Source organism: Nocardia neocaledoniensis, assembly GCF_003182135.1.
GTDB lineage: Bacteria > Actinomycetota > Actinomycetes > Mycobacteriales > Mycobacteriaceae > Nocardia > Nocardia neocaledoniensis.
The window spans coordinates 427,608-445,641 of sequence record NZ_QGTL01000002.1 but is presented as its reverse complement, the minus strand read 5'-3'; the positions used below and the strand labels follow the sequence as shown (position 1 = coordinate 445,641).

The following is an 18,034-nucleotide window of genomic DNA, read 5'->3' as shown; positions in this document are numbered from 1 at the left end:
TGGTCTTTTTACAGCGGAGCGGGTGTGCAAGCGGTTGGCAAACCGGGGGGATTTCGCGATCCCAAGCGGTATCTCTGGGCTCTAGGGTTGATCGCGCCGGCGTGCGCGCTTCTGCCCTCCCAGCTCGTGTACCGCACCGGTGCCGAGGTGTTCTGGTGGATCGGTCCCGCGATCGTGCTCATCGCCATCCCCGTGCTGGACTGGATCGTCGGCGAGGACGGCAACAACCCGCGCGACGAGGACTACGAAGCGCTGTCCAACGACCGCTACTACCGCTGGTGCACCTACCTGTTCCTGCCGATCCAGCTCATCGGCCTCGTCATCGCCTGCGCCATGTGGGCAGGCGACGAGCTGGACCTGATCGACAAGCTCGGCTTGGCGGCCACCGTCGGCTTCGTGAGCGGGATCGGCATCAACGCCGCCCACGAACTCGGCCACCGGGTGGAGCGTGCTGAAAGATTGCTGTCGAAGGTCGCGCTCGCCCAGTCGGGGTACGGGCACTTCTTCGTCGAGCACAATCGCGGCCACCACGCCCGCGTCGCCACCCCGGAGGACCCGGCCAGCGCCCGGCTGGGCGAATCGCTGTGGGAGTTCTTGCCGCGCAGCGTGTTCGGCGGCTTCCGCTCGGCGCTGCAACTCGAGCGCGTGCGCCTGGCCAGGCAGGGGCGCGGCTGGTGGTGCAGGCAGAACAACATCCTGCAGGCGTGGGCGATGAGCGCGGTGCTCTTCGGTTCGCTGGTCGCGGTGTTCGGGCCCGCCATCCTGCCGTGGCTGGCGCTGCAGGCCGTGGTCGGGATCGGTCTGCTCGAGGCCGTCAACTACGTCGAGCACTACGGGCTGCTGCGCGAGCGCAAGCCCAACGGCCGGTGGGCGCGCTGCTCCCCGCGCGACAGCTGGAACAGCGATCGCCTGGTCACCAACATCTTCCTGTTCCATCTGCAGCGCCACAGCGACCACCACGCCAACCCGGGCCGCCGCTATCAGACCCTGCGCAGCAGCAGCGAATCGCCGCAGCTGCCCGCCGGCTACGCCACGATGCTGCTGCTCGCCGCCGTCCCGCCGCTGTGGCGGGCGGTGATGGACCCGAAGGTGGCCGCCCACTACGGCGGCGACCTGACCCTGGCCAACCGCGCCCCGGCCAAGCCGCGCCGTTTGCTGGCCCGATACCGCGCCACGGCCTGAGCGCACCGCCCGACCGACCGGGGAACGAGCGCGCCCACAGGCGGTAGCCTTGCCTCGGTACTGACTACCAGGAGAGGCTGATGACGACCTCAGAACTTCCCGCGCGCACCGAGCTCACCGCTGACGTCCGCAACGGCATCGATTACAAGGTGGCAGATCTCTCGCTGGCCGATTTCGGCCGCAAGGAGATCCGCCTCGCCGAGCACGAGATGCCCGGCCTGATGGCACTGCGCCGCGAATACCACGATGTGCAGCCCCTGAAAGGCGCGCGCATCTCCGGTTCGCTGCACATGACCGTGCAGACCGCTGTCCTGATCGAAACGCTGGTCGCTCTCGGCGCGCAGGTGCGCTGGGCGTCCTGCAACATCTTCTCCACCCAGGATCACGCCGCCGCGGCGATCGTCGTCGGGCCCAACGGCACCGTCGACGAGCCCAAGGGCACCCCGGTCTTCGCCTGGAAGGGCGAGACGCTGGAGGAGTACTGGTGGGCCGCCGAGCAGATGCTCACCTGGCCCGGCGAGCCGGCCAACATGATCCTCGACGACGGCGGCGACGCCACCATGCTCGTGCTGCGCGGCGCGCAGTTCGAGAAGGCGGGCGTGGTCCCGCCCGCCGACGAGGAGCACTCGGCCGAGTACACGGTCTTCCTGAACCTGCTGCGGGATCGGTTCGAGACCGACAAGGGCAAGTGGAGCGCCATCGCCGAGTCGGTCAAGGGCGTCACCGAGGAGACCACCACCGGCGTGCTGCGGCTGTACCAGTTCGCCGCCGCGGGCGAGCTGGTGTTCCCGGCGATCAACGTCAACGACTCGGTCACCAAGTCGAAGTTCGACAACAAGTACGGCACCCGGCACTCGCTCATCGACGGCATCAACCGCGGCACCGATGTGCTCATCGGCGGCAAGAAGGTGCTGATCTGCGGGTACGGCGATGTCGGCAAGGGCTGCGCGGAGTCGCTGGCGGGCCAGGGCGCGCGCGTGCAGGTCACCGAGATCGACCCGATCAACGCGCTGCAGGCGCTGATGGACGGCTACGACGTGGTCACCGTCGAGCAGGCGATCGGCCAGGCCGACATCGTCATCACCTCGACGGGCAACAAGGACATCATCACCCTCGAGCACATGAAGGCGATGAAGGACCAGGCCATCCTCGGCAACATCGGTCACTTCGACAACGAGATCGACATGGCCGCGCTGGAGCGCTCGGGCGCGACCCGCCTCGAGATCAAGCCACAGGTCGACCTGTGGACCTTCGACTCGGGCAAGTCGATCATCGTGCTGTCGGAGGGTCGTCTGCTGAACCTGGGCAACGCCACCGGCCACCCCTCGTTCGTGATGTCGAACAGCTTCTCCAACCAGGTCATCGCGCAGATCGAGCTGTGGACCAAGCCGGAGGAGTACGACAACGAGGTCTACCGCCTGCCCAAGCACCTGGACGAGAAGGTCGCGCGCATCCACGTCGAGGCCCTCGGCGGCACGCTGACCAAGCTCACCAAGGACCAGGCCGAGTACATCGGCGTGGACGTGGAGGGGCCGTACAAGCCGGACCACTACCGCTACTAGGTCGCGAAACGCGAACTGGCCCAGCGACTTCCCATGTCGCTGGGCCAGTTTCGGTCAAGCGCCGGGGTTCGGGCCGGTGCACCAGGTGTTGCTGTCGGATCCGGAGCTGATCGAAGTCACAGCGCACAGCAGCGCCCATGCGATGGTGGAGGAGCCGGTCGCGGAGGCGGAGCCGCTGTCGACCCCTTCGGCCGGGGCGGCGAGCGCGGGGCCCGCCGTGAGCACGGTGGTGGCGGCCAGAGCCGCGAGGGAGATGGTGAACGTGCGGAACATCGGCGGTCCTTCGGCGGTGCTGGTGCGATATGCGCACACGATGCCGCGCGGTCACATCGGACTCCAGACCCGAAAAGCCGGGGCATGTGAAATGTACTCACTTCTGACCCTGTGTGCTACCGGCGCCTTCGCCAACGGCGTGGACGTGGAAGGCCGTACAAGCCGGACCGCTACCGAGCACGCAGTGAACCGGCCCGCCGACACTGTCGGCGGGCCGGTTCCGTTGTCGGGGGACGTTCAGCCGACGGGGCCTGTGGTGCAGATCGTCGGACCGCCGTCCGCGCTGGCCGTCAGGGCGCCGCACAACAGGGCGCCGAGCAGGTCGGACGAGCCGGTCGCCGCGCCGAGCGCGTTGCTCCCGGTGATCACGGCCTGTCCCGAGCCGGACATGACCAGGTCGTTGAACAGCGGCAGGACGGCGTCGGACCCGCTGGCGACCTCGGTGCCGGTGTGCGCGGCCTCGCCCGCGCCGCAGGAGGAGCCGCACTGGAGGACGTCGAGCAGGCCGGCGAGGAAGCTCAGTGGGGCGAGCAGCGCGCTGCCGCTGTCGGCGACCGCGGTGGTCGGTGCGGGCGGGGGCTGCTGCGCCGTCGCGGGGCCCGTGCCGAGCAGGGCGACGGCGGCCAGGGCGGCGGTCGAGGTGGTCAGTGTGCGAACGAGCATGGTGTGCCTTCGGGGAGAGCGTTCGGGTCCGGTGCCTGGCTCGGTCAGCCGATGATCACGCCGGTGCAGAAGATGTTGTGCTGGCTGCTGAGGCCGAGGACGGCGCACATCACGGAGTTGAAGGCCTCCGACGAGCCGGTGGCGGGGCCGGCGACCGGGGTCTCGGCGGTGGCGGTGGCGGTGCCGCAGGCCAGGGCGGCGGTGAGGGCGAGCGTGGCGGCGGTGGTGCGGACGATCTTGTGCATGGCGGAATCCTCGCCGGGTGCGGTGGGCACGGACCAGACCGCAGTTCTGGTGGCAGGGTCCGTGCCCGTCGCGCTCAGCTGAGCAGCAGGCACACCGGCAGCGGGACGACGGCCTCGAGCAGCACGCAGGCGGCGAGTTCGGCCGAGCCGCGGGCGGCCGAGCCGAGCGCGGAGGACCCCGCTTCGGCGGAACCGGAGAGCAGGCCGGAGCGATCGTGGTGACCGTGCCGGATCGGTTCGGCCGTCGGCGCGGCGGCGGCGAGGCCGCTGCCGGCGAGGGTGAGTCCGAGAGCCGCGGCGGCGACGGCGGCGCGGCGGGTGGTGCGGTGGCGCATGGTGACTCCTGGGTCGAGCGGGTCCCGGCCGGGCCGGGGGTGGTGCGCCCGCGGAGCCGGGGCGGGCGCCGGCTCCGCAGACTCTGGAATGAGAACACTTCACATATCCGCGAATGGCGGAATCGGCGAATTTCGCCCCGCTCGGAGCGTCAATGGGCCTACGTGACCCGCCCGCCGCGCCGCTCGCGGTCACACCGGCGTCGGGCACGTTCGCCGGCCGGGTAATCTCACCGATCATGGGCGTACTGATAGCGGTGGAAGGACTCGACGGCGCCGGCAAGCGCACGCTCATCGACGGCCTGATCGAAGACCTGTCCGGTAAGGGCCTGCGCGCCGCGAGCCTGGCGTTCCCGCAGTACGGCCGTTCGATCCACGCCGACCTCGCCGCCGAGGCGCTGCGCGGCGGCCACGGCGACCTGGCCGGCTCGATCAACGCGATGGCGATCATGTTCGCCCTCGACCGCGCCGACGCGCGCGCGGAACTGTCGAACCTGTTGGATGCCAACGACATCGTGATCCTGGACCGCTGGGTGGCCTCCAACGCGGCGTATTCGGCGGCCAGGGCCGCCCAGGACGCCGACGGCGAAATCGTCGGCTGGGTGGGCGATCTGGAATACGGCAGGCTGCGCCTGCCCGAGCCCGATCTCACCGTCCTGATCGACATCCCCACCGAGGTCGCCGCCGAACGTGCCCGGCGCCGTGGCGAAATGGACGCCACCCGCGCCCTCGACGCCTACGAGCGCGACGGTGGCCTGCAACAGCGCACCGGGGAGGTCTACCGGCAGCTGGCCGACCGGGACTGGCACGGCCGGTGGTGGACATACCGATCCGATGACGACAGGCCGACCCTGCTCACCCTCTGCTCGGAAATCTTTGCCGGATAAGGTTGGATACGCCAGGAGGTTCGCGCGATTAATGGCGTGGCGGCCCGATCCTGGCCTGGGAGATGACAACATAGGACTATGAAGCCCAAGATTCTGGTCGTCGACGACGATATGGCGCTCGCTGAGATGCTGACCATCGTCTTGCGCGGGGAAGGGTTCGACCCGCACGTGGTCGGCGACGGCACGCAGGCCCTGTCGGCGGTGCGGGAGATCCGCCCCGACCTGGTTTTGCTGGACCTGATGCTGCCCGGCATGAACGGCATCGACGTGTGCCGGGTCCTGCGGGCCGATTCCGGCGTCCCGATCGTGATGCTCACCGCCAAGACCGACACGGTCGACGTGGTGCTCGGTCTGGAGTCCGGCGCCGACGATTACATCGTCAAGCCGTTCAAGCCCAAGGAGCTCGTCGCCCGCGTGCGCGCGCGGCTGCGCCGCACCGAGGACGAGCCGGCCGAGCTGCTCTCGATCGCCGACATCGTCATCGACGTGCCCGCGCACAAGGTGACCCGCGGCGGCACGCAGATCTCGCTCACCCCGCTGGAGTTCGACCTGCTGGTCGCGCTCGCGCGCAAGCCGCGGCAGGTGTTCACCCGCGAGGTGCTGCTCGAGCAGGTCTGGGGCTACCGGCACGCGGCCGACACCCGCCTGGTGAACGTGCACGTGCAGCGACTACGCGCCAAGGTCGAGAAGGATCCGGAGAACCCGGAGATCGTGCTGACCGTCCGCGGTGTCGGCTACAAGGCCGGACCGCCGTGATCGGTACCCGCGAGGCGCCGCTGTGACCGACGGTCGACCTGCCGGTACAGCGTCAGCGCCTCCAGCGCACGACGGACGTGCGCACACCTTCGTCACGCGGTTGCGGCGATGGGCGGATCCCGTCATGGCCTGGTTCCAGGCCGTCGGGACCGCGCTGGGTCATCTCTGGCGCCGGTCGCTGCAGCTGCGTGTCATCGTCTCGACGCTGACTCTCTCGCTCATCGTCATCACGATCCTCGGTGTCGTGCTGACCGGTCAGATCACCGACCGGCTGCTCGAGGCCAAGATCAACGCGGCGGTCGAGGAGATGGATCGTGCGCGCAGCACGATCGAGAACATCCTCTCCGGCGTGCACGACGCCACCAGCCAGCAGCAACAGCTGGCCGACGCGCGGGCCGCGCTGTCGAGCCGCAGCGGCGGGCAGTCCAGTGGTGCCGCGGGCAGCTTCGACTCGGCGCTGGCGATGGTCGGCGGGACGCCGCCGCAGGAGATCGCGACCAGTTCCATCTCCGAGGTGCCCCAGGAGCTGCGCCGCTTCGTGCAGCGCAACCAGGTGTCCTACCAGTTCACCACCGTCGCCGACCCGGACGGCTACCGCGGCAGGGCGCTGATCATCGGCAGCCCCAGCGCCGAGGTGGCGACGCTGGAGATCTACCTGATCTTCCCGCTGGCCAGCGAGGAGTCGAGCCTGTCGCTGATGCGCGGCACGATGCTCATCGGCGGCGTCGTACTGCTGGTACTGCTCGCCGCGATCACGGCGCTGGTCACCAGGCAGGTGGTGCTGCCGATCCGGTCGGCGGCGCGGATCGCGGGCCGCTTCGCCGACGGCAGGCTCAAGGAACGCATGCTGGTGCGCGGCGAGGACGACATGGCCCGGCTCGCGCAGGCGTTCAACGAGATGGCCGAGAGCCTGTCCAACCAGATCACCCAGCTGGAGGAATTCGGCAATCTGCAACGCCGGTTCACCTCCGATGTCAGCCACGAGCTGCGCACGCCGCTCACCACGGTCCGGATGGCGGCCGACCTCATCCACGGCTCCAGTGACGACCTGGATCCGGCGCTGGCCCGCAGCTCCGAACTGCTGGTCAACGAGCTGGACCGATTCGAGGGCCTGCTCAACGACCTGCTCGAGATCTCCCGGCACGACGCCGGCGTCGCCGAACTGCAGGTGGAATCGCTGGACATGCGGATGTGCGCGCGGGCCGCGATCACCACGGTGCGGCACCTGGCCAAGGAGGCCGGGGTCGAGCTGGTCATCGACCTGCCCGAGGAACCGGTCGTCGCCGAGGTCGACCCGCGGCGCGTCGAGCGAGTGCTGCGCAACCTGCTCGCCAACGCCATCGACCACAGCGAGGGCAAGCCGGTGCTGATCCGGATGCGCGGCGACAGCGAGGCCAACGCGGTCGCGACCGTGGTCCGCGACCAGGGCGTCGGCCTGCGGCCGGGCGAGGAGAAGCTGGTGTTCAACCGGTTCTGGCGCTCGGACCCCTCGCGGGTGCGCCGCTCCGGCGGCACCGGCCTCGGCCTGTCGATCAGCGTCGAGGACGCCAACCTGCACGAGGGCAGGCTCGAGGCGTGGGGCGATCCCGGCGTCGGCGCCAGCTTCCGGCTGCTGCTGCCGATGGTGCGCGGTCGCAAACTGGGTGGCAGCCCACTCGCGCTGGAACCCATGCTGCGCAAGGTGCCCGCGCTGCCCGAGGTCGGCCAGGACGACGAACCCGATACCGTCGAGCCCGCGGGGGCCACGGCACCCGAGGCCCCCGGGCCCGCCGGCGCGGCCGAGCCGCCGGCCACCGGGCCGGCCGCCACCGACGACGAGGAGCCGATGTCCACCGAGACCGGAGACCGACAGTCATGACGAACGCGGGTCGTGGCGCAGCCCTGCTGGCGACCGTGCTGGCGGGCCTGCTGGTCCTGAGCGGCTGCGCCAGCCTGCCGGAGTCCTCGGCGCCGCAGGCACTGGGCACCATCAACCGCGCGCCGACCTCCGAGGGCCCGCCGCCGCCGCAGTCCGGCCGCGACCCCGACCTGCTGGTCGGCGACTTCCTCACCGCCAGCGCCGATCCGGCGAACCGGCACGCGGCGGCCAGGCAGTACATGGCGCCCGACGCGGCGGCCGAGTGGAACGACGAGGCGAGCACCACGATCGTCGACCGCCCGGACACCCTGCGCGAATCGCGCTCCGGCGACAAGGCCAGCTACGTGATCCGCGCGCGCAAGGTCGGCGAGCTGGCGGGCGACGGCAGCTATCGCGCCGTCGAGGGGACGCTCGAGAACAAGATCGAGATGAGCAAGATCGACGGCGAATGGCGGATCACCGATCTGCCCGACGGTGTCGTCTTCGACTCCAGCACCTTCGAGAAGGTGTACCGCCGCTACGTGCTGCAGTACGTCGATCCGGCCAGCTCGGTACTGGTCCCGGACCCGCGCTGGGTGTCGGTGCCGCGCGCCCAGCTCACCGAGCGGCTGATCGCGATGCTCGGCAGCGGTCCGCAGTCGACCATCGCCCCCGTCGTGCGCAATCAGCTGGCCGCGCCGATCAGCGTCCGCGGCCCGATCACCAAGGCCAACAACGAACCCGGCGAGGTGGGCATCGGCATCGGCGGGGTGCGCATCGACTTCGCCGGGGCAGGCACTCTCGGCCAGCGCGAACGCGAGCTGCTCGCCGCGCAGGTGGTGATGACCCTGGCCGGCGCCGACATCCTCGGCCCGTACGTGTTGCTCGCCGACGGCAAGCCACTCGACGACCGGTACGCGGCCAACGGCTGGTCGGTCGCCGACCTCGACCAGTTCAGCGCCTCGGCCCCCGGCCAGAACCGGATCGGGCTGCACGCGCTGCGCAACGGCACCCTCGTGCAGGTGACCCAGGACGGCATCGTCACCCCGAGCGGCTCCTTCGGCGAGGCGACCAACCTGCAGTCGGTCGGGATCTCCGCGGACGGTCAGTTCGTCGCCGCCGTGGCCGACACCGGCCGACCGGCTCCGGAGCCGGGCCGGACTCTGCTCATCGGCAACTACGGCGCGAAGGCGTTCGGGGTGGCGGAGGGCGCCACCATCGCGCGCCCGTCGTGGACCTCCGACGGCGGCGCGGCCTGGACGGTGGTCGACGGCGACCGCGTCATCCGGGCGGTCACCGATCGCGCGACCGGAAATGTCTCGGTGCAGGATGTCGACACCTCCGCGCTGTTCGAGGGGTCGGGCGCGCCCCGGCCGCCGATCTCGGAGGTGGCGGTGTCGCGCACCGGCGTGCGGGCGGCACTCATCGCCGACGGCAAGGTCTACGTCGCGGTGGTCGAACGCGGCGGCGACGGCCGATACGCGCTGACCAGGCCGGTGCCGGTGGCGCTCGGTCTGAGCACCCGCGCGGTCTCGCTGAGCTGGGTCACCGGGGACACCCTGATGGTCGCCCGCGAGGGCAATGTCGACCCGGTCTTCACCGTCTCCATCGACGGCTCCCAGTTCAGCCCGGTGACCTCGCAGAACCTCACCCCGCCGGTGCGGGTGGTGACCGCCGCGCCCGCCACCCAGTACGTCGCCGATTCCCGGGCCGTGCTGCAACTGCAGACCGCTGATCCCGCTCGCAACGACCGCTTCTGGCGCGAGGTGCCCGGCCTGACCGGCGACAGCGTCGTACCCGTGCTGCCCAGCTGATCTGTCGGTGGCCGGGGTGATACTCGGTCGCTGTGAACACGCTGCTCGATCTGGTCATCCCGGCCCGGTGTGGCGGTTGCGGGGCGCCCGGCACCGCCTGGTGCGACGTCTGCGCCGCCGTGGTCGGCCGCGGTCCGGTACGGGTGCGTCCGCGCACCGATCCCGGCGTCCCGTGCTGGGCGCTGGCGCCTTACGCGGGGCCCGCGGGCCGGGCGGTGCTGGCCGCCAAGGAGCACGGTAGGCGCGATCTGGCCGACCCGCTCGGCCTGGCACTGGCGACCGCGCTGGCCGCCTTGCGGGCCCCTGAGCGCCCGCTGGTGCTCGTTCCGGCGCCCACCCGAGCCACGGCGGCCCGGCGCCGCGGTGGCGACCCGGTGACGCGCTGCGCGGCCGCGGCGACGCGGTGGCTGATCGATAGCCGGACCCTGCCACTGCTGCGGACGAGCCGGGGTGTGCGCGATTCGGTCGGCCTCACGACGAGGGAGCGAGCACACAATCTGCGGGGCCGGATCATGATGGTTCACCACGAGGCCGCGGCCGCCGCGATCGCCGCGAACGCCGAGGTGATCCTGGTCGACGATGTGCTCACGACCGGGGCGACCGTGACCGAATCGGTCCGTGTCCTTAGCCGGTTCGGAGTACGTCCGCGCGCGGTTTTGGTGACTTGCACGGCTTGACTCCGCGAAATTTGCGTGAACAGTGGCGCACTTGCCCGTGGCGGACTAGCGTCGCGATCACACACCGAACGAGCAAGTTTTGGGAGGTGGCGCCGCGGACATCTGGTGCCGAGCGATTCCCGATCGGCACAGCTCAATCCCGCTGTACACATTCGATCGTGTACAGCCATATCCGGGAGGTACGCGTGACGACTTCTGCACGGGCATCAGTACGAGATGCTGACCCCACGGCGCTGGAGGACAGCGCCGACACCTCGACCCAGAGTCCCAACGCCGAAGTGGTGGTCTCCGGTCGAAATGTCGAAGTCCCCGACCACTATCGAATCCACGTCGCGGAGAAGCTGGCTCGGCTCGAGCGCTTCGATCCGTCGATATTCCTGTTCGATGTGGAACTGTTCCACGAACGTAACCGTCGTCAACGCAAGGCCTGCCAGCGTGTGGAGATCACCGCACGCGGACGTGGCCCGATCGTGCGCGCGGAAGCCTGTGCAGACAGCTTCTACGCGGCGCTCGAATCGGCCACCCAGAAGATCGAGAGCCGACTGCGCCGCAGCAAGGACAAGCGCCGCGTCGTGCACTACGGCGACAAGACGCCGGTCTCGGTCGCGCAGGCCACCGCGACACTCGTCGACGACGCACTGTTCACCGCGCCCAACGGCGCGGCCGCGCACGACCACGGTGAGGAACAGGAGGACCTCAGCGGTCCCGGCCACATCGTGCGCACCAAGGTGCACACCGCGACACCCATGTCGGTCGACGACGCGCTCTACCAGATGGAGCTGGTCGGGCACGACTTCTTCCTTTTCCACGACCGCGAAACCGACCGCCCCTCGGTGGTCTACCGCAGACACGCCTTCGATTACGGCCTGATCCGACTGGCCTGATCGCACCGACCGAATCCGGGCATCCGCCACCAGCGGGTGCCCGGATCGTGTTCAGCCCCCGAAGGTTTCGCGGTGCACGGCCTCGGTGAGCGCCCGCCCGGAGCGCCAACCGAACCGTTCCAGGTCCGGCACCCGCTGGAACTCGCGCACCGGACCGACACACAACCAGGCCACCGGCTCGATGCCCGCGGGCAGGTCGACCAGCGCGCGCAGGAAGTCCGGATCGTAGAACGACACCCAGCCGACGCCGACCTGTTCCGAGGTCGCCGCGAGCCACAGGTTCTGGATCGCCAGCACCGTCGAGTACACGCCGGTCTCCGGCACGCTCGCCCGTCCGAGCACCTGCGGTCCGCCGCGGCGATCGTCGTGGGTGACGACCACGCCGGTGCCGCTCTCGACGATGCCCTCGATCTTGATCGGGTCGAAGGTCGCCGCGCGGTCGGCGGGCAGGGCGTCGCGGAACTCCACCCGCTTGTCCGCGACGTGCTCGGCGAAACGGCGCAGGGTGTCCGCCTGCCGGACCACGACGAAGTCCCACGGCTGGGAATTGCCGACGCTGGGCGCGCGATGGGCGGCGTCCAGGATGCGCCAGAGGGTCTCGTCGTCGACGGGCTCGCCGGTGAATTCGGCGCGCACGTCACGGCGCAGGCGGATCGCGTCGTAGACGCTGAGCTGGTCGGCACACACGCCGATCAGTCAACCAGACGGTCAGGCCGCCGAACGGCGGGCCAGCTTGCGGCCCGCGGCCAGCGCGGTGCGCAGGCCGCGCCGGCGACCGGTCACCGGGTCGACGGTGGCGACGGCGTTGCCGCCGAACAGCTTCTCCGACTTGGTCTCCGGCGCGTCGTCGGTGGTGTGGCGCAGGTACTTGTTCGGCAGCGACAGCTTGAGGATCGTGCGCCACGACTTGAAGTACTGCACCGGCAGCGAGCCGGTGGTGTAGGGCAGGTCGTACTTCTCGGCCAGCTCGCGCACCCGCACCGCGATGGCGGCGTAGCGGTTGCTCGGCAGGTCGGGGAACAGGTGGTGCTCGATCTGGTGGCTGAGGTTGCCGGTCATGAAGTGCATGATCGGGCCGCCGCTGATGTTGGCGCTGCCGAGCATCTGGCGCAGGTACCACTCGCCCTGGGTCTCACCCTCGATGTCGGCCTTGGTGAACTTCTCGGCGCCGTCGGGGAAGTGCCCGCAGAAGATCACCGCGTTGGTCCACACATTGCGGACCACGTTGGCGGCCAGGTTGGCGGTGAGGGTGGTGAAGAACGACGGGCCGGTGAGCAGCGGGAAGATCAGGTAGTCCTTGGCGGCCTGCTTGCCGATCTTCTTCAGCACCAGCTTGCGATCGGCGTCGAACTGCTGCCACTCCGGCGAGTCCTTGGACCACTTCTTCTTGGCGACCTTGCCCAGCTCCAGGTGCTGGATGGCGACGCCGTACTCGAACAGCATCTGCAGCAGCAGGTTGTAGATCGGGTTGCCCAGGTAGAACGGCATCCAGCGCTGGTCGCGGGTGACGCGCAGCAGGCCGTAGCCGATGTCGTCGTCCATGCCGAGCACGTTGGTGTACTTGTGGTGCAGGAAGTTGTGGGTGATCTTCCAGTGCGCCGAGGGGCCCGCGTTGTCCCATTCCCACGAGGTGGAGTGGATCTCCGGATCGTTCATCCAGTCCCACTGCCCGTGCATGACGTTGTGCCCGATCTCCATGTTCTCGATGATCTTGGCGGTGCCGAGCAGGGCGACGCCGGCGAGCCAGGCGGGCGGCAGGAAGCTGGCGAACAGGACCGTGCGCCCGCTGATCTCGAGCGCGCGCTGTAACCGGATGACATTGCGGATATAGCGCGCGTCGTCCGCTCCCCGCGAGGATTCGATTTCGCGGCGGATCGCGTCGAACTCCGCTCCGAGGGCTTCGACATCCGCAGCGGTGAGGTGCGCGTATTCCTTGACATCCGAGATCGCCATGCCGGTTACACTACCGTAGGTTACGAGAGCGTAGGTTGGCGATTTCGGGTCTGGAATGTGTGAAACGTCCTATTGCGGAATCGAAACCGAGATGTTATCTCAGCCCTGGCGCGCCATCCGCCGGGCCGCCTTGTCGCGCAGCGCGCCCCGCTCCTGCTTGGCCCGCTCGCCCAGCGCGCGCTTGGCCTCGCGCAGCGCCAGCTTCTCCTGCCTGGCCCGCGCCTTCAGCGTCGCCTTGGCCTCACGCAGCACTTCCTTCTCGTGCCGCGCCTTGATCTCGAGTGACACCTTCGCGTCGTGCAGCGCCGAGCGCAGGCCGAAGCGCTTGCCCGTGTCGGGGTCGACCCGCAGCGCCTCCGGCAGGGTGATGCCCGCGAACTTGCGCTCCGAGGAGGTCTCCGGGGCGTCGTCGGCGGTGCGCTTGAGGAAGCGGTCCGGCAGGGCCAGCTTGTGGATGGTGCGGAAGGCCAACAGGTACTGCTTGCCCAGCGAGCCCGTGGTGTAGGGCAGGTCGTACTTGTCGCACAGTTCGCGCACCCGCACCGCGACCTCCGGGTACCGGTTGCTCGGCAGATCGGGGAACAGATGGTGCTCGATCTGGTAGCAGAGGTTGCCGCTCATGAAGGCCATCACCGGACCGGCCTTGAAGTTGGCGCTGCCGAGCATCTGGCGCAGGTACCACTCGCCCTGGGTCTCCCCGTCGAGCTGCTCGATGGTGAACTTCTCCGCGCCGTCGGGGAAGTGGCCGCAGAAGATCACCGCGTAGGCCCACAGATTGCGGACCAGGTTGGCGGTGGCATTGGCCTTCAGGGTCGACTTCCACGCGGGCCCGGTCAGTGCCGGATACAGCACGAAGTCCTTGACCACCTGGCGGCCCGCCTTGCGGGCGAACTCCTTGTTCGGTTCCGAGAGGACCTGCTTGGCCGGAACGCCCGCCAGCTCCTTCTCGATGCCGAGATCGTGCAGCGCGATGCCCCACTCGAAGGTGGCGGCCAGCAGCAGGTTGGCGGCGGGCTGCACCAGGTGCTTCGGGTGCCAGGCCTCGTCGCGGGTCATCCGCAGGATGCCGAAGCCGAGGTCCTCGTCCTTGCCGAGGACGTTGGTGTAGGTGTGATGGGAGTAGTTGTGGGCCCGGCGCCACTGCGCCGAGGTGCCGGTCATGTCCCACTCCCAGCTGGTGGAGTGGATCTCCGGATCGTTCATCCAGTCCCACTGCCCGTGGCTCACGTTGTGCCCGAGCTCCATGTTCTCGATGATCTTGGCCACCGACAGCAGCGCGGTGCCGCCGAGCCAGGCCCAGCGGTTGCGGCTGCCGAACAGCACCGCGCGCCCCGCGACCTCGAGCGCGCGCTGGGCGGCGATGGTGCGGCGGATGTACTTGGCGTCGCGCGCACCGCGCGAGGTCTCCACCGAGCGGCGGATCGAATCGAGTTCTTTCCCCAGGGTCTCGATGTCGGCCGCCGTGAGATGGGCGAAGGCCTGGATATCGGTGATGGCCACCGGGGTCCTCTCTTGTCGGTGTGGCGGCTGGTGGTCCGGATACGGAGCGAGCCGGAAACGAGCGGCCGTGCCGCTGTTCCCGGCCCTGGCGCGCCGGTCGGCACACGGGCCCTTGACCAGCCGCTGTCGGCCAGTCATATGGCCGACGTATGACTCCGAGGGTACCTGGTGCCCGGTGCGGATGGGGTGTTCAGATGTCGAGCGTGCAGTCACCCGCGGCGGCGGAGATGCAGGTCTGCACCTTGTCGCCGGGCTGACGTTCGTCGCCGTTGCGCAGGTCGCGGGCGTGTCCGGCCGACAGCGTCACCACACAGGTCTGGCAGATGCCCATCCGGCAGCCGAACGGCAGCTGCACGCCCACCGACTCGCCCGCCTCGAGCAGGCTGGTCGCGCCGTCGACGGTGAGGGTGCGGCCGGTCGTGCCGAAGGTGACGGTGCCGCCCTCGCCGATGGCCGAGCGCTCCACCTCGAAGCGTTCGATGTGCAGCTTCTCCGGGATTCCCGCTGTCTTCCAATGCTGTTCGATCGCGTCGAGCATCGGCGCCGGACCACATGCCCAGGTCTCGCGCTCGCGCCAGTCGGGGTAGAGCTCGTCGAGGCTGGCCAGGGAGAACAGGCCCTGGGCGTCGGTCAGTTGCAGGTGCGAGACGAAGCTCGGGTGCTTGTCGTGCAGGGCGCGCAGTTCGGCGCCGAACATCACGTCGGCGTCGGTGGGCGCGGAGTGCACGTGCACCACGTCGGTGACGCCGTCGCGCCGGTCCATCGTGCGCAGCATCGACATCACCGGGGTGATGCCGCTGCCCGCGGTGAGGAAGAGTACCTTGGCCGGGGTCGGCTGGGGCAGCACGAATCCGCCCTGCGGGGCGGCCAGCCGCACGATGGTGCCCGCGGGCACCCCGTTGACGAGGTGGCTGGACAGCTTGCCCTCGGGCATGGCCTTCACCGCGATGGAGATGAGCCGCTTGCCGCCCTCGCCGGTCCAGTCCGGCGGGCAGGTCAGCGAGTAGGAACGCCAGTTCCAGCGGCCGTCGATCAGTACGCCGATGCCGATGTACTGGCCCGGCTGATACTTGAAGTCGAAGCCCCAGCCCGGCTTGATCACCAGCGTCGCCGAGTCCGCCGTCTCCTTGCGCACCTCGACGATCCGCCCGCGCAGCTCCCGCGCCGACCACAGCGGGTTGGCCAGGTGCAGGTAGTCGTCGGGGAGCAGGGGAGTGGTCACCCGGGCGACCGCGCCGCGCAGCACATTGAGCTTGCCGCCGCGGTCGGCGACCTGCGCCGCCGGCGCTTCGAGCCATTCCCGGAACTTGTTCATGACCATGCTTGCCGTTGTCTCCCTGTTGTGCATCCGAGCCGCCGTGGGGTGGCTCGCTCGCTGCAAGGTTACGGCATCGTAGGTTTTAGAGCAGATCCAGCAGGAAGGGCAGTTCCTGGGTGGCGTACCAGGCCAGTTGGTGGTCCTCGGCGTCGCCGAGCACGAACTCGGCGTCCGGATCGCCCAGATCCGCGGCGTCGATCACGTCGACGGCCTTGGCGACCTGGGGTTCGGCCTCGATCAGGTCGACGTGCACCGAGGCCACCTGGTCGTAGGTGATCGGCCCGGCCAGCTTCACCACGGCGTCGTCGAGGTCGGGGCGCAGCTTCGCGCCGGTGACGTCGGCGGCGATCACCGCGCGCCGGTACACCGGGCCGCCGGGCGTGCTCTCCGCGCCGTCGGCGGTGTCGTCGTCGCCCTCGCGCTCGGCGGCGAGCAGGCGCAGCGAGGCCCTGGCCGCCTCCTGCATCGCCACCTCGGCCAGTTCGTCGTCGTCGCCGGCGGCGTAGGCCTCGCGCAGGGCGGGCGTCACGGCGAACGCGGTCGCGCCGAGCGGGAACAGTTCCCGGTCGGCGACGAGCTGACGCAGCATCGGGATCGTCGCCGGGACGTAGACCCGCAACTTGCCGTTCTCAGAGACAGGCACCGAGCAACTCCTCCATCGATTCGTGCACCGACGCGGCGAGAACGTCGATATCGGCCATGGCGTCGCGGTCGGCGTTGAGTCCGTAGAAGACCTGACCGTCGTACGAGGTGAGCCCGAAACTCAACGTCTGGTTACGCAACAGCGGCGAGACCGGATACATCTCCAGCATGCGCGCGCCGCCGATGTACATCGCGGTCTGTGGTCCCGGCGCGTTGGTGATCACCAGGTTGAACGTGTTGTCGGCGAAGGTACTCGCCGCGCGCACGCTCATCGCGTGCAGGCTGGCCGGAGCGAACCCGGCCAGGTGTACGAGCGTACGGGCGCGCACGCCGCGGCGCTGTCGTCCGGCGGCTTCGGTGGCGTGCGAGATGTGCGACAGGCGCATCACCGGATTCGGTTCCCCGACGGGCAGATCGATGAGGAACGACGACACCTCGCTGGCCGGCGTCGGCTGGTCGCCGCCGTCGACATAGACCGACATCGGCACCACCGCGCGCAGATTCGTCGACTCCACCAGCGCCTCGTTGCGCGAGAGCAGCCAGTTGCGCAGCGCCCCGGTGACCACCGCGAGCACGGTGTCGTTGATGGAGCAGTCGAAGTGACGGCGGATGGTGCGGTAGTCCTCGAGATCGGTGCGGACCACGTCGAAGCGGCGGCTGCGCGAGGTGCGGGCGTTGAGCGGGCTGTCGGCGACGCCTGAGGTCGCCGCGCGCACCGCGTTCGCCGCCGCCTGTACCGCCATCCTGGTGCCCCTGACCAGTCCGAACGCGTTGGACCCCGCGTCGCGGGCCACCTTGTAGGCCTCGCGCGGCTGGGCGGCCAGCTGACTCAGCGCGCCGGCGAGCAGTTCCACGTCGGAGGGTTCGCGCGGCGCGCGCCACGCGTCGGCGGCCAGCTCGCGCGGCAGCGGGCTGTTGTCGAGGATCACGTGCCCGATCTCGAGCGCCGTGTCCCCGTCGACGAGCGCCGAGTGCGATTTCGTGAACACCGCGCTGCGCCCGTCGGACAGGCCCTCGATCAGATACATCTCCCACAGCGGCCGCCCCTGGTCGAGCGGCCGGGAGGCCAGCCGGGCGACCAGGTCGTAGAGCTGTTCGTCGCTGCCGGGACCGGGCAGCGCGGAGCGGCGGATGTGGTAGCTGATGTCGAAGCGGCTGTCCTCCACCCACACCGGACGGCCCAGGTCCAGCGGGATCTCGCGGACCTTGCGCCGGTAGCGCGGGACCAGCGGCAGCCGGGATTCGACCAGGTCGAGGAGCTTGTCGTAGTCGAGGACCGGGTCGGTCGCGCCGGGCACGGAGTTCTGCAGGATCGCGAGAGAGCCGATGTGGATCGGGTTGCTGCTCGATTCGAGCCGATAGAACGACGCGTCCTGCGGCGTCAATCTCGTGATCACGCGCTCCGATACTCCTTCCGGTGCCGAATGGCGCAGATCGGGCACGTGGCCCATCCTACGTCACGGCAGGTGAAACGCGGTGCCGGGCAACGAGCCTCGTCGGCCGCCGTGA

18 protein-coding genes are annotated in these 18,034 nt (G+C 69.5%); 8 read left to right on the top strand and 10 right to left on the bottom strand.

Annotation, left to right across the window (positions count from 1 at the left end; all coding sequences use genetic code 11):
* Window positions 1-24 precede the first annotated feature (24 nt).
* Complete coding sequence (locus tag DFR69_RS06375; protein ID WP_167456174.1) at window positions 25-1,182, top strand: alkane 1-monooxygenase; 1,158 nt, start codon at window positions 25-27, stop codon at window positions 1,180-1,182.
* Window positions 1,183-1,262: 80 nt separating this feature from the next.
* Window positions 1,263-2,744: an adenosylhomocysteinase gene (gene ahcY / locus DFR69_RS06370; RefSeq protein WP_110036491.1), complete on the top strand. Its 1,482-nt coding sequence runs from the start codon at window positions 1,263-1,265 to the stop codon at window positions 2,742-2,744.
* A 54-nt stretch (window positions 2,745-2,798) separates the two neighbouring features.
* Here the strand turns inward: ahcY and DFR69_RS34350 are convergent, their stop codons facing one another.
* The 4 genes from DFR69_RS34350 to DFR69_RS06350 all read right to left on the bottom strand — a co-directional run bounded on the left by DFR69_RS34350 (window position 2,799) and on the right by DFR69_RS06350 (window position 4,260).
* Entirely contained in the window at window positions 2,799-3,017 is a 219-nt protein-coding gene (locus DFR69_RS34350; protein ID WP_167456173.1) for a hypothetical protein, read from the bottom strand.
* A gap of 237 nt (window positions 3,018-3,254) precedes the next feature.
* On the bottom strand, window positions 3,255-3,680 hold the full coding sequence (locus DFR69_RS06360) for a hypothetical protein (RefSeq protein WP_110036490.1): 426 nt from the start codon (window positions 3,678-3,680) through the stop codon (window positions 3,255-3,257).
* A gap of 44 nt (window positions 3,681-3,724) precedes the next feature.
* Window positions 3,725-3,955 carry a hypothetical protein gene (locus DFR69_RS06355; RefSeq protein WP_110036489.1) on the bottom strand — a complete coding sequence of 77 codons (231 nt, stop codon included), beginning with the start codon at window positions 3,953-3,955 and terminating at the stop codon, window positions 3,725-3,727.
* 44 nt (window positions 3,956-3,999) lie between these two features.
* The gene (locus DFR69_RS06350) at window positions 4,000-4,260 is read right to left on the bottom strand and encodes a hypothetical protein (protein WP_110036488.1); all 261 of its coding nucleotides are present in this window, start codon (window positions 4,258-4,260) and stop codon (window positions 4,000-4,002) included.
* A gap of 236 nt (window positions 4,261-4,496) precedes the next feature.
* Between DFR69_RS06350 and DFR69_RS06345 the strand changes: the two genes are divergently transcribed.
* The 6 genes from DFR69_RS06345 to hpf all read left to right on the top strand — a co-directional run bounded on the left by DFR69_RS06345 (window position 4,497) and on the right by hpf (window position 11,112).
* Window positions 4,497-5,144 carry a dTMP kinase gene (locus DFR69_RS06345; RefSeq protein ID WP_110036855.1) on the top strand — a complete coding sequence of 216 codons (648 nt, stop codon included), beginning with the start codon at window positions 4,497-4,499 and terminating at the stop codon, window positions 5,142-5,144.
* 78 nt (window positions 5,145-5,222) lie between these two features.
* Complete coding sequence (gene mtrA / locus DFR69_RS06340; protein WP_067491393.1) at window positions 5,223-5,900, top strand: MtrAB system response regulator MtrA; 678 nt, start codon at window positions 5,223-5,225, stop codon at window positions 5,898-5,900.
* 124 nt (window positions 5,901-6,024) lie between these two features.
* Entirely contained in the window at window positions 6,025-7,758 is a 1,734-nt protein-coding gene (gene mtrB / locus DFR69_RS06335; RefSeq protein ID WP_110036487.1) for an MtrAB system histidine kinase MtrB, read from the top strand.
* The gene (gene lpqB, locus DFR69_RS06330; RefSeq protein ID WP_110036486.1) at window positions 7,755-9,551 is read left to right on the top strand and encodes an MtrAB system accessory lipoprotein LpqB; all 1,797 of its coding nucleotides are present in this window, start codon (window positions 7,755-7,757) and stop codon (window positions 9,549-9,551) included. The genes mtrB and lpqB overlap by 4 nt, the downstream gene beginning before the upstream one ends.
* 32 nt (window positions 9,552-9,583) lie before the next feature.
* A complete protein-coding gene (locus tag DFR69_RS06325) occupies window positions 9,584-10,228 on the top strand; it encodes a ComF family protein (RefSeq protein ID WP_110036485.1) in 645 nt (214 codons plus the stop codon).
* A gap of 185 nt (window positions 10,229-10,413) precedes the next feature.
* On the top strand, window positions 10,414-11,112 hold the full coding sequence (hpf, locus tag DFR69_RS06320; RefSeq protein WP_167456172.1) for a ribosome hibernation-promoting factor, HPF/YfiA family: 699 nt from the start codon (window positions 10,414-10,416) through the stop codon (window positions 11,110-11,112).
* 51 nt (window positions 11,113-11,163) lie between these two features.
* Here hpf and bluB read toward each other — a convergent pair whose 3' ends face one another.
* From bluB to DFR69_RS06290, 6 genes are all read right to left on the bottom strand, one after another.
* Window positions 11,164-11,799, bottom strand: coding sequence for a 5,6-dimethylbenzimidazole synthase (gene bluB / locus DFR69_RS06315; protein WP_110036484.1), 636 nt, complete (start codon window positions 11,797-11,799; stop codon window positions 11,164-11,166).
* A 21-nt stretch (window positions 11,800-11,820) separates the two neighbouring features.
* Window positions 11,821-13,065: a fatty acid desaturase family protein gene (locus DFR69_RS06310; protein ID WP_110036483.1), complete on the bottom strand. Its 1,245-nt coding sequence runs from the start codon at window positions 13,063-13,065 to the stop codon at window positions 11,821-11,823.
* A 99-nt stretch (window positions 13,066-13,164) separates the two neighbouring features.
* On the bottom strand, window positions 13,165-14,565 hold the full coding sequence (locus DFR69_RS06305; RefSeq protein ID WP_110036482.1) for a fatty acid desaturase family protein: 1,401 nt from the start codon (window positions 14,563-14,565) through the stop codon (window positions 13,165-13,167).
* 190 nt (window positions 14,566-14,755) lie between these two features.
* Entirely contained in the window at window positions 14,756-15,886 is a 1,131-nt protein-coding gene (locus DFR69_RS06300) for a ferredoxin reductase (RefSeq protein ID WP_110036481.1), read from the bottom strand.
* Between the two features lie 79 nt (window positions 15,887-15,965).
* Complete coding sequence (locus DFR69_RS06295; protein WP_110036853.1) at window positions 15,966-16,502, bottom strand: DUF6912 family protein; 537 nt, start codon at window positions 16,500-16,502, stop codon at window positions 15,966-15,968.
* 10 nt (window positions 16,503-16,512) lie between these two features.
* Window positions 16,513-17,922 carry a WS/DGAT/MGAT family O-acyltransferase gene (locus tag DFR69_RS06290; protein ID WP_110036480.1) on the bottom strand — a complete coding sequence of 470 codons (1,410 nt, stop codon included), beginning with the start codon at window positions 17,920-17,922 and terminating at the stop codon, window positions 16,513-16,515.
* Window positions 17,923-18,034 lie beyond the last annotated feature (112 nt).

Excerpts from the sequence above, each read along its gene's own strand:
- mtrB (WP_110036487.1), top strand. The coding sequence starts at position 6,025 with ATGGCCTGGTTCCAGGCCGTCGGGACCGCGCTGGGTCATCTCTGGCGC.
- lpqB (WP_110036486.1), top strand. The coding sequence starts at position 7,755 with ATGACGAACGCGGGTCGTGGCGCAGCCCTGCTGGCGACCGTGCTGGCG.
- DFR69_RS06360 (WP_110036490.1), bottom strand. The coding sequence starts at position 3,680 with ATGCTCGTTCGCACACTGACCACCTCGACCGCCGCCCTGGCCGCCGTC.
- DFR69_RS06310 (WP_110036483.1), bottom strand. The coding sequence starts at position 13,065 with ATGGCGATCTCGGATGTCAAGGAATACGCGCACCTCACCGCTGCGGAT.
- DFR69_RS06345 (WP_110036855.1), top strand. The coding sequence starts at position 4,497 with ATGGGCGTACTGATAGCGGTGGAAGGACTCGACGGCGCCGGCAAGCGC.
- DFR69_RS34350 (WP_167456173.1), bottom strand. The coding sequence starts at position 3,017 with ATGTTCCGCACGTTCACCATCTCCCTCGCGGCTCTGGCCGCCACCACC.
- DFR69_RS06350 (WP_110036488.1), bottom strand. The coding sequence starts at position 4,260 with ATGCGCCACCGCACCACCCGCCGCGCCGCCGTCGCCGCCGCGGCTCTC.
- ahcY (WP_110036491.1), top strand. The coding sequence starts at position 1,263 with ATGACGACCTCAGAACTTCCCGCGCGCACCGAGCTCACCGCTGACGTC.
- DFR69_RS06300 (WP_110036481.1), bottom strand. The coding sequence starts at position 15,886 with ATGGTCATGAACAAGTTCCGGGAATGGCTCGAAGCGCCGGCGGCGCAG.
- mtrA (WP_067491393.1), top strand. The coding sequence starts at position 5,223 with ATGAAGCCCAAGATTCTGGTCGTCGACGACGATATGGCGCTCGCTGAG.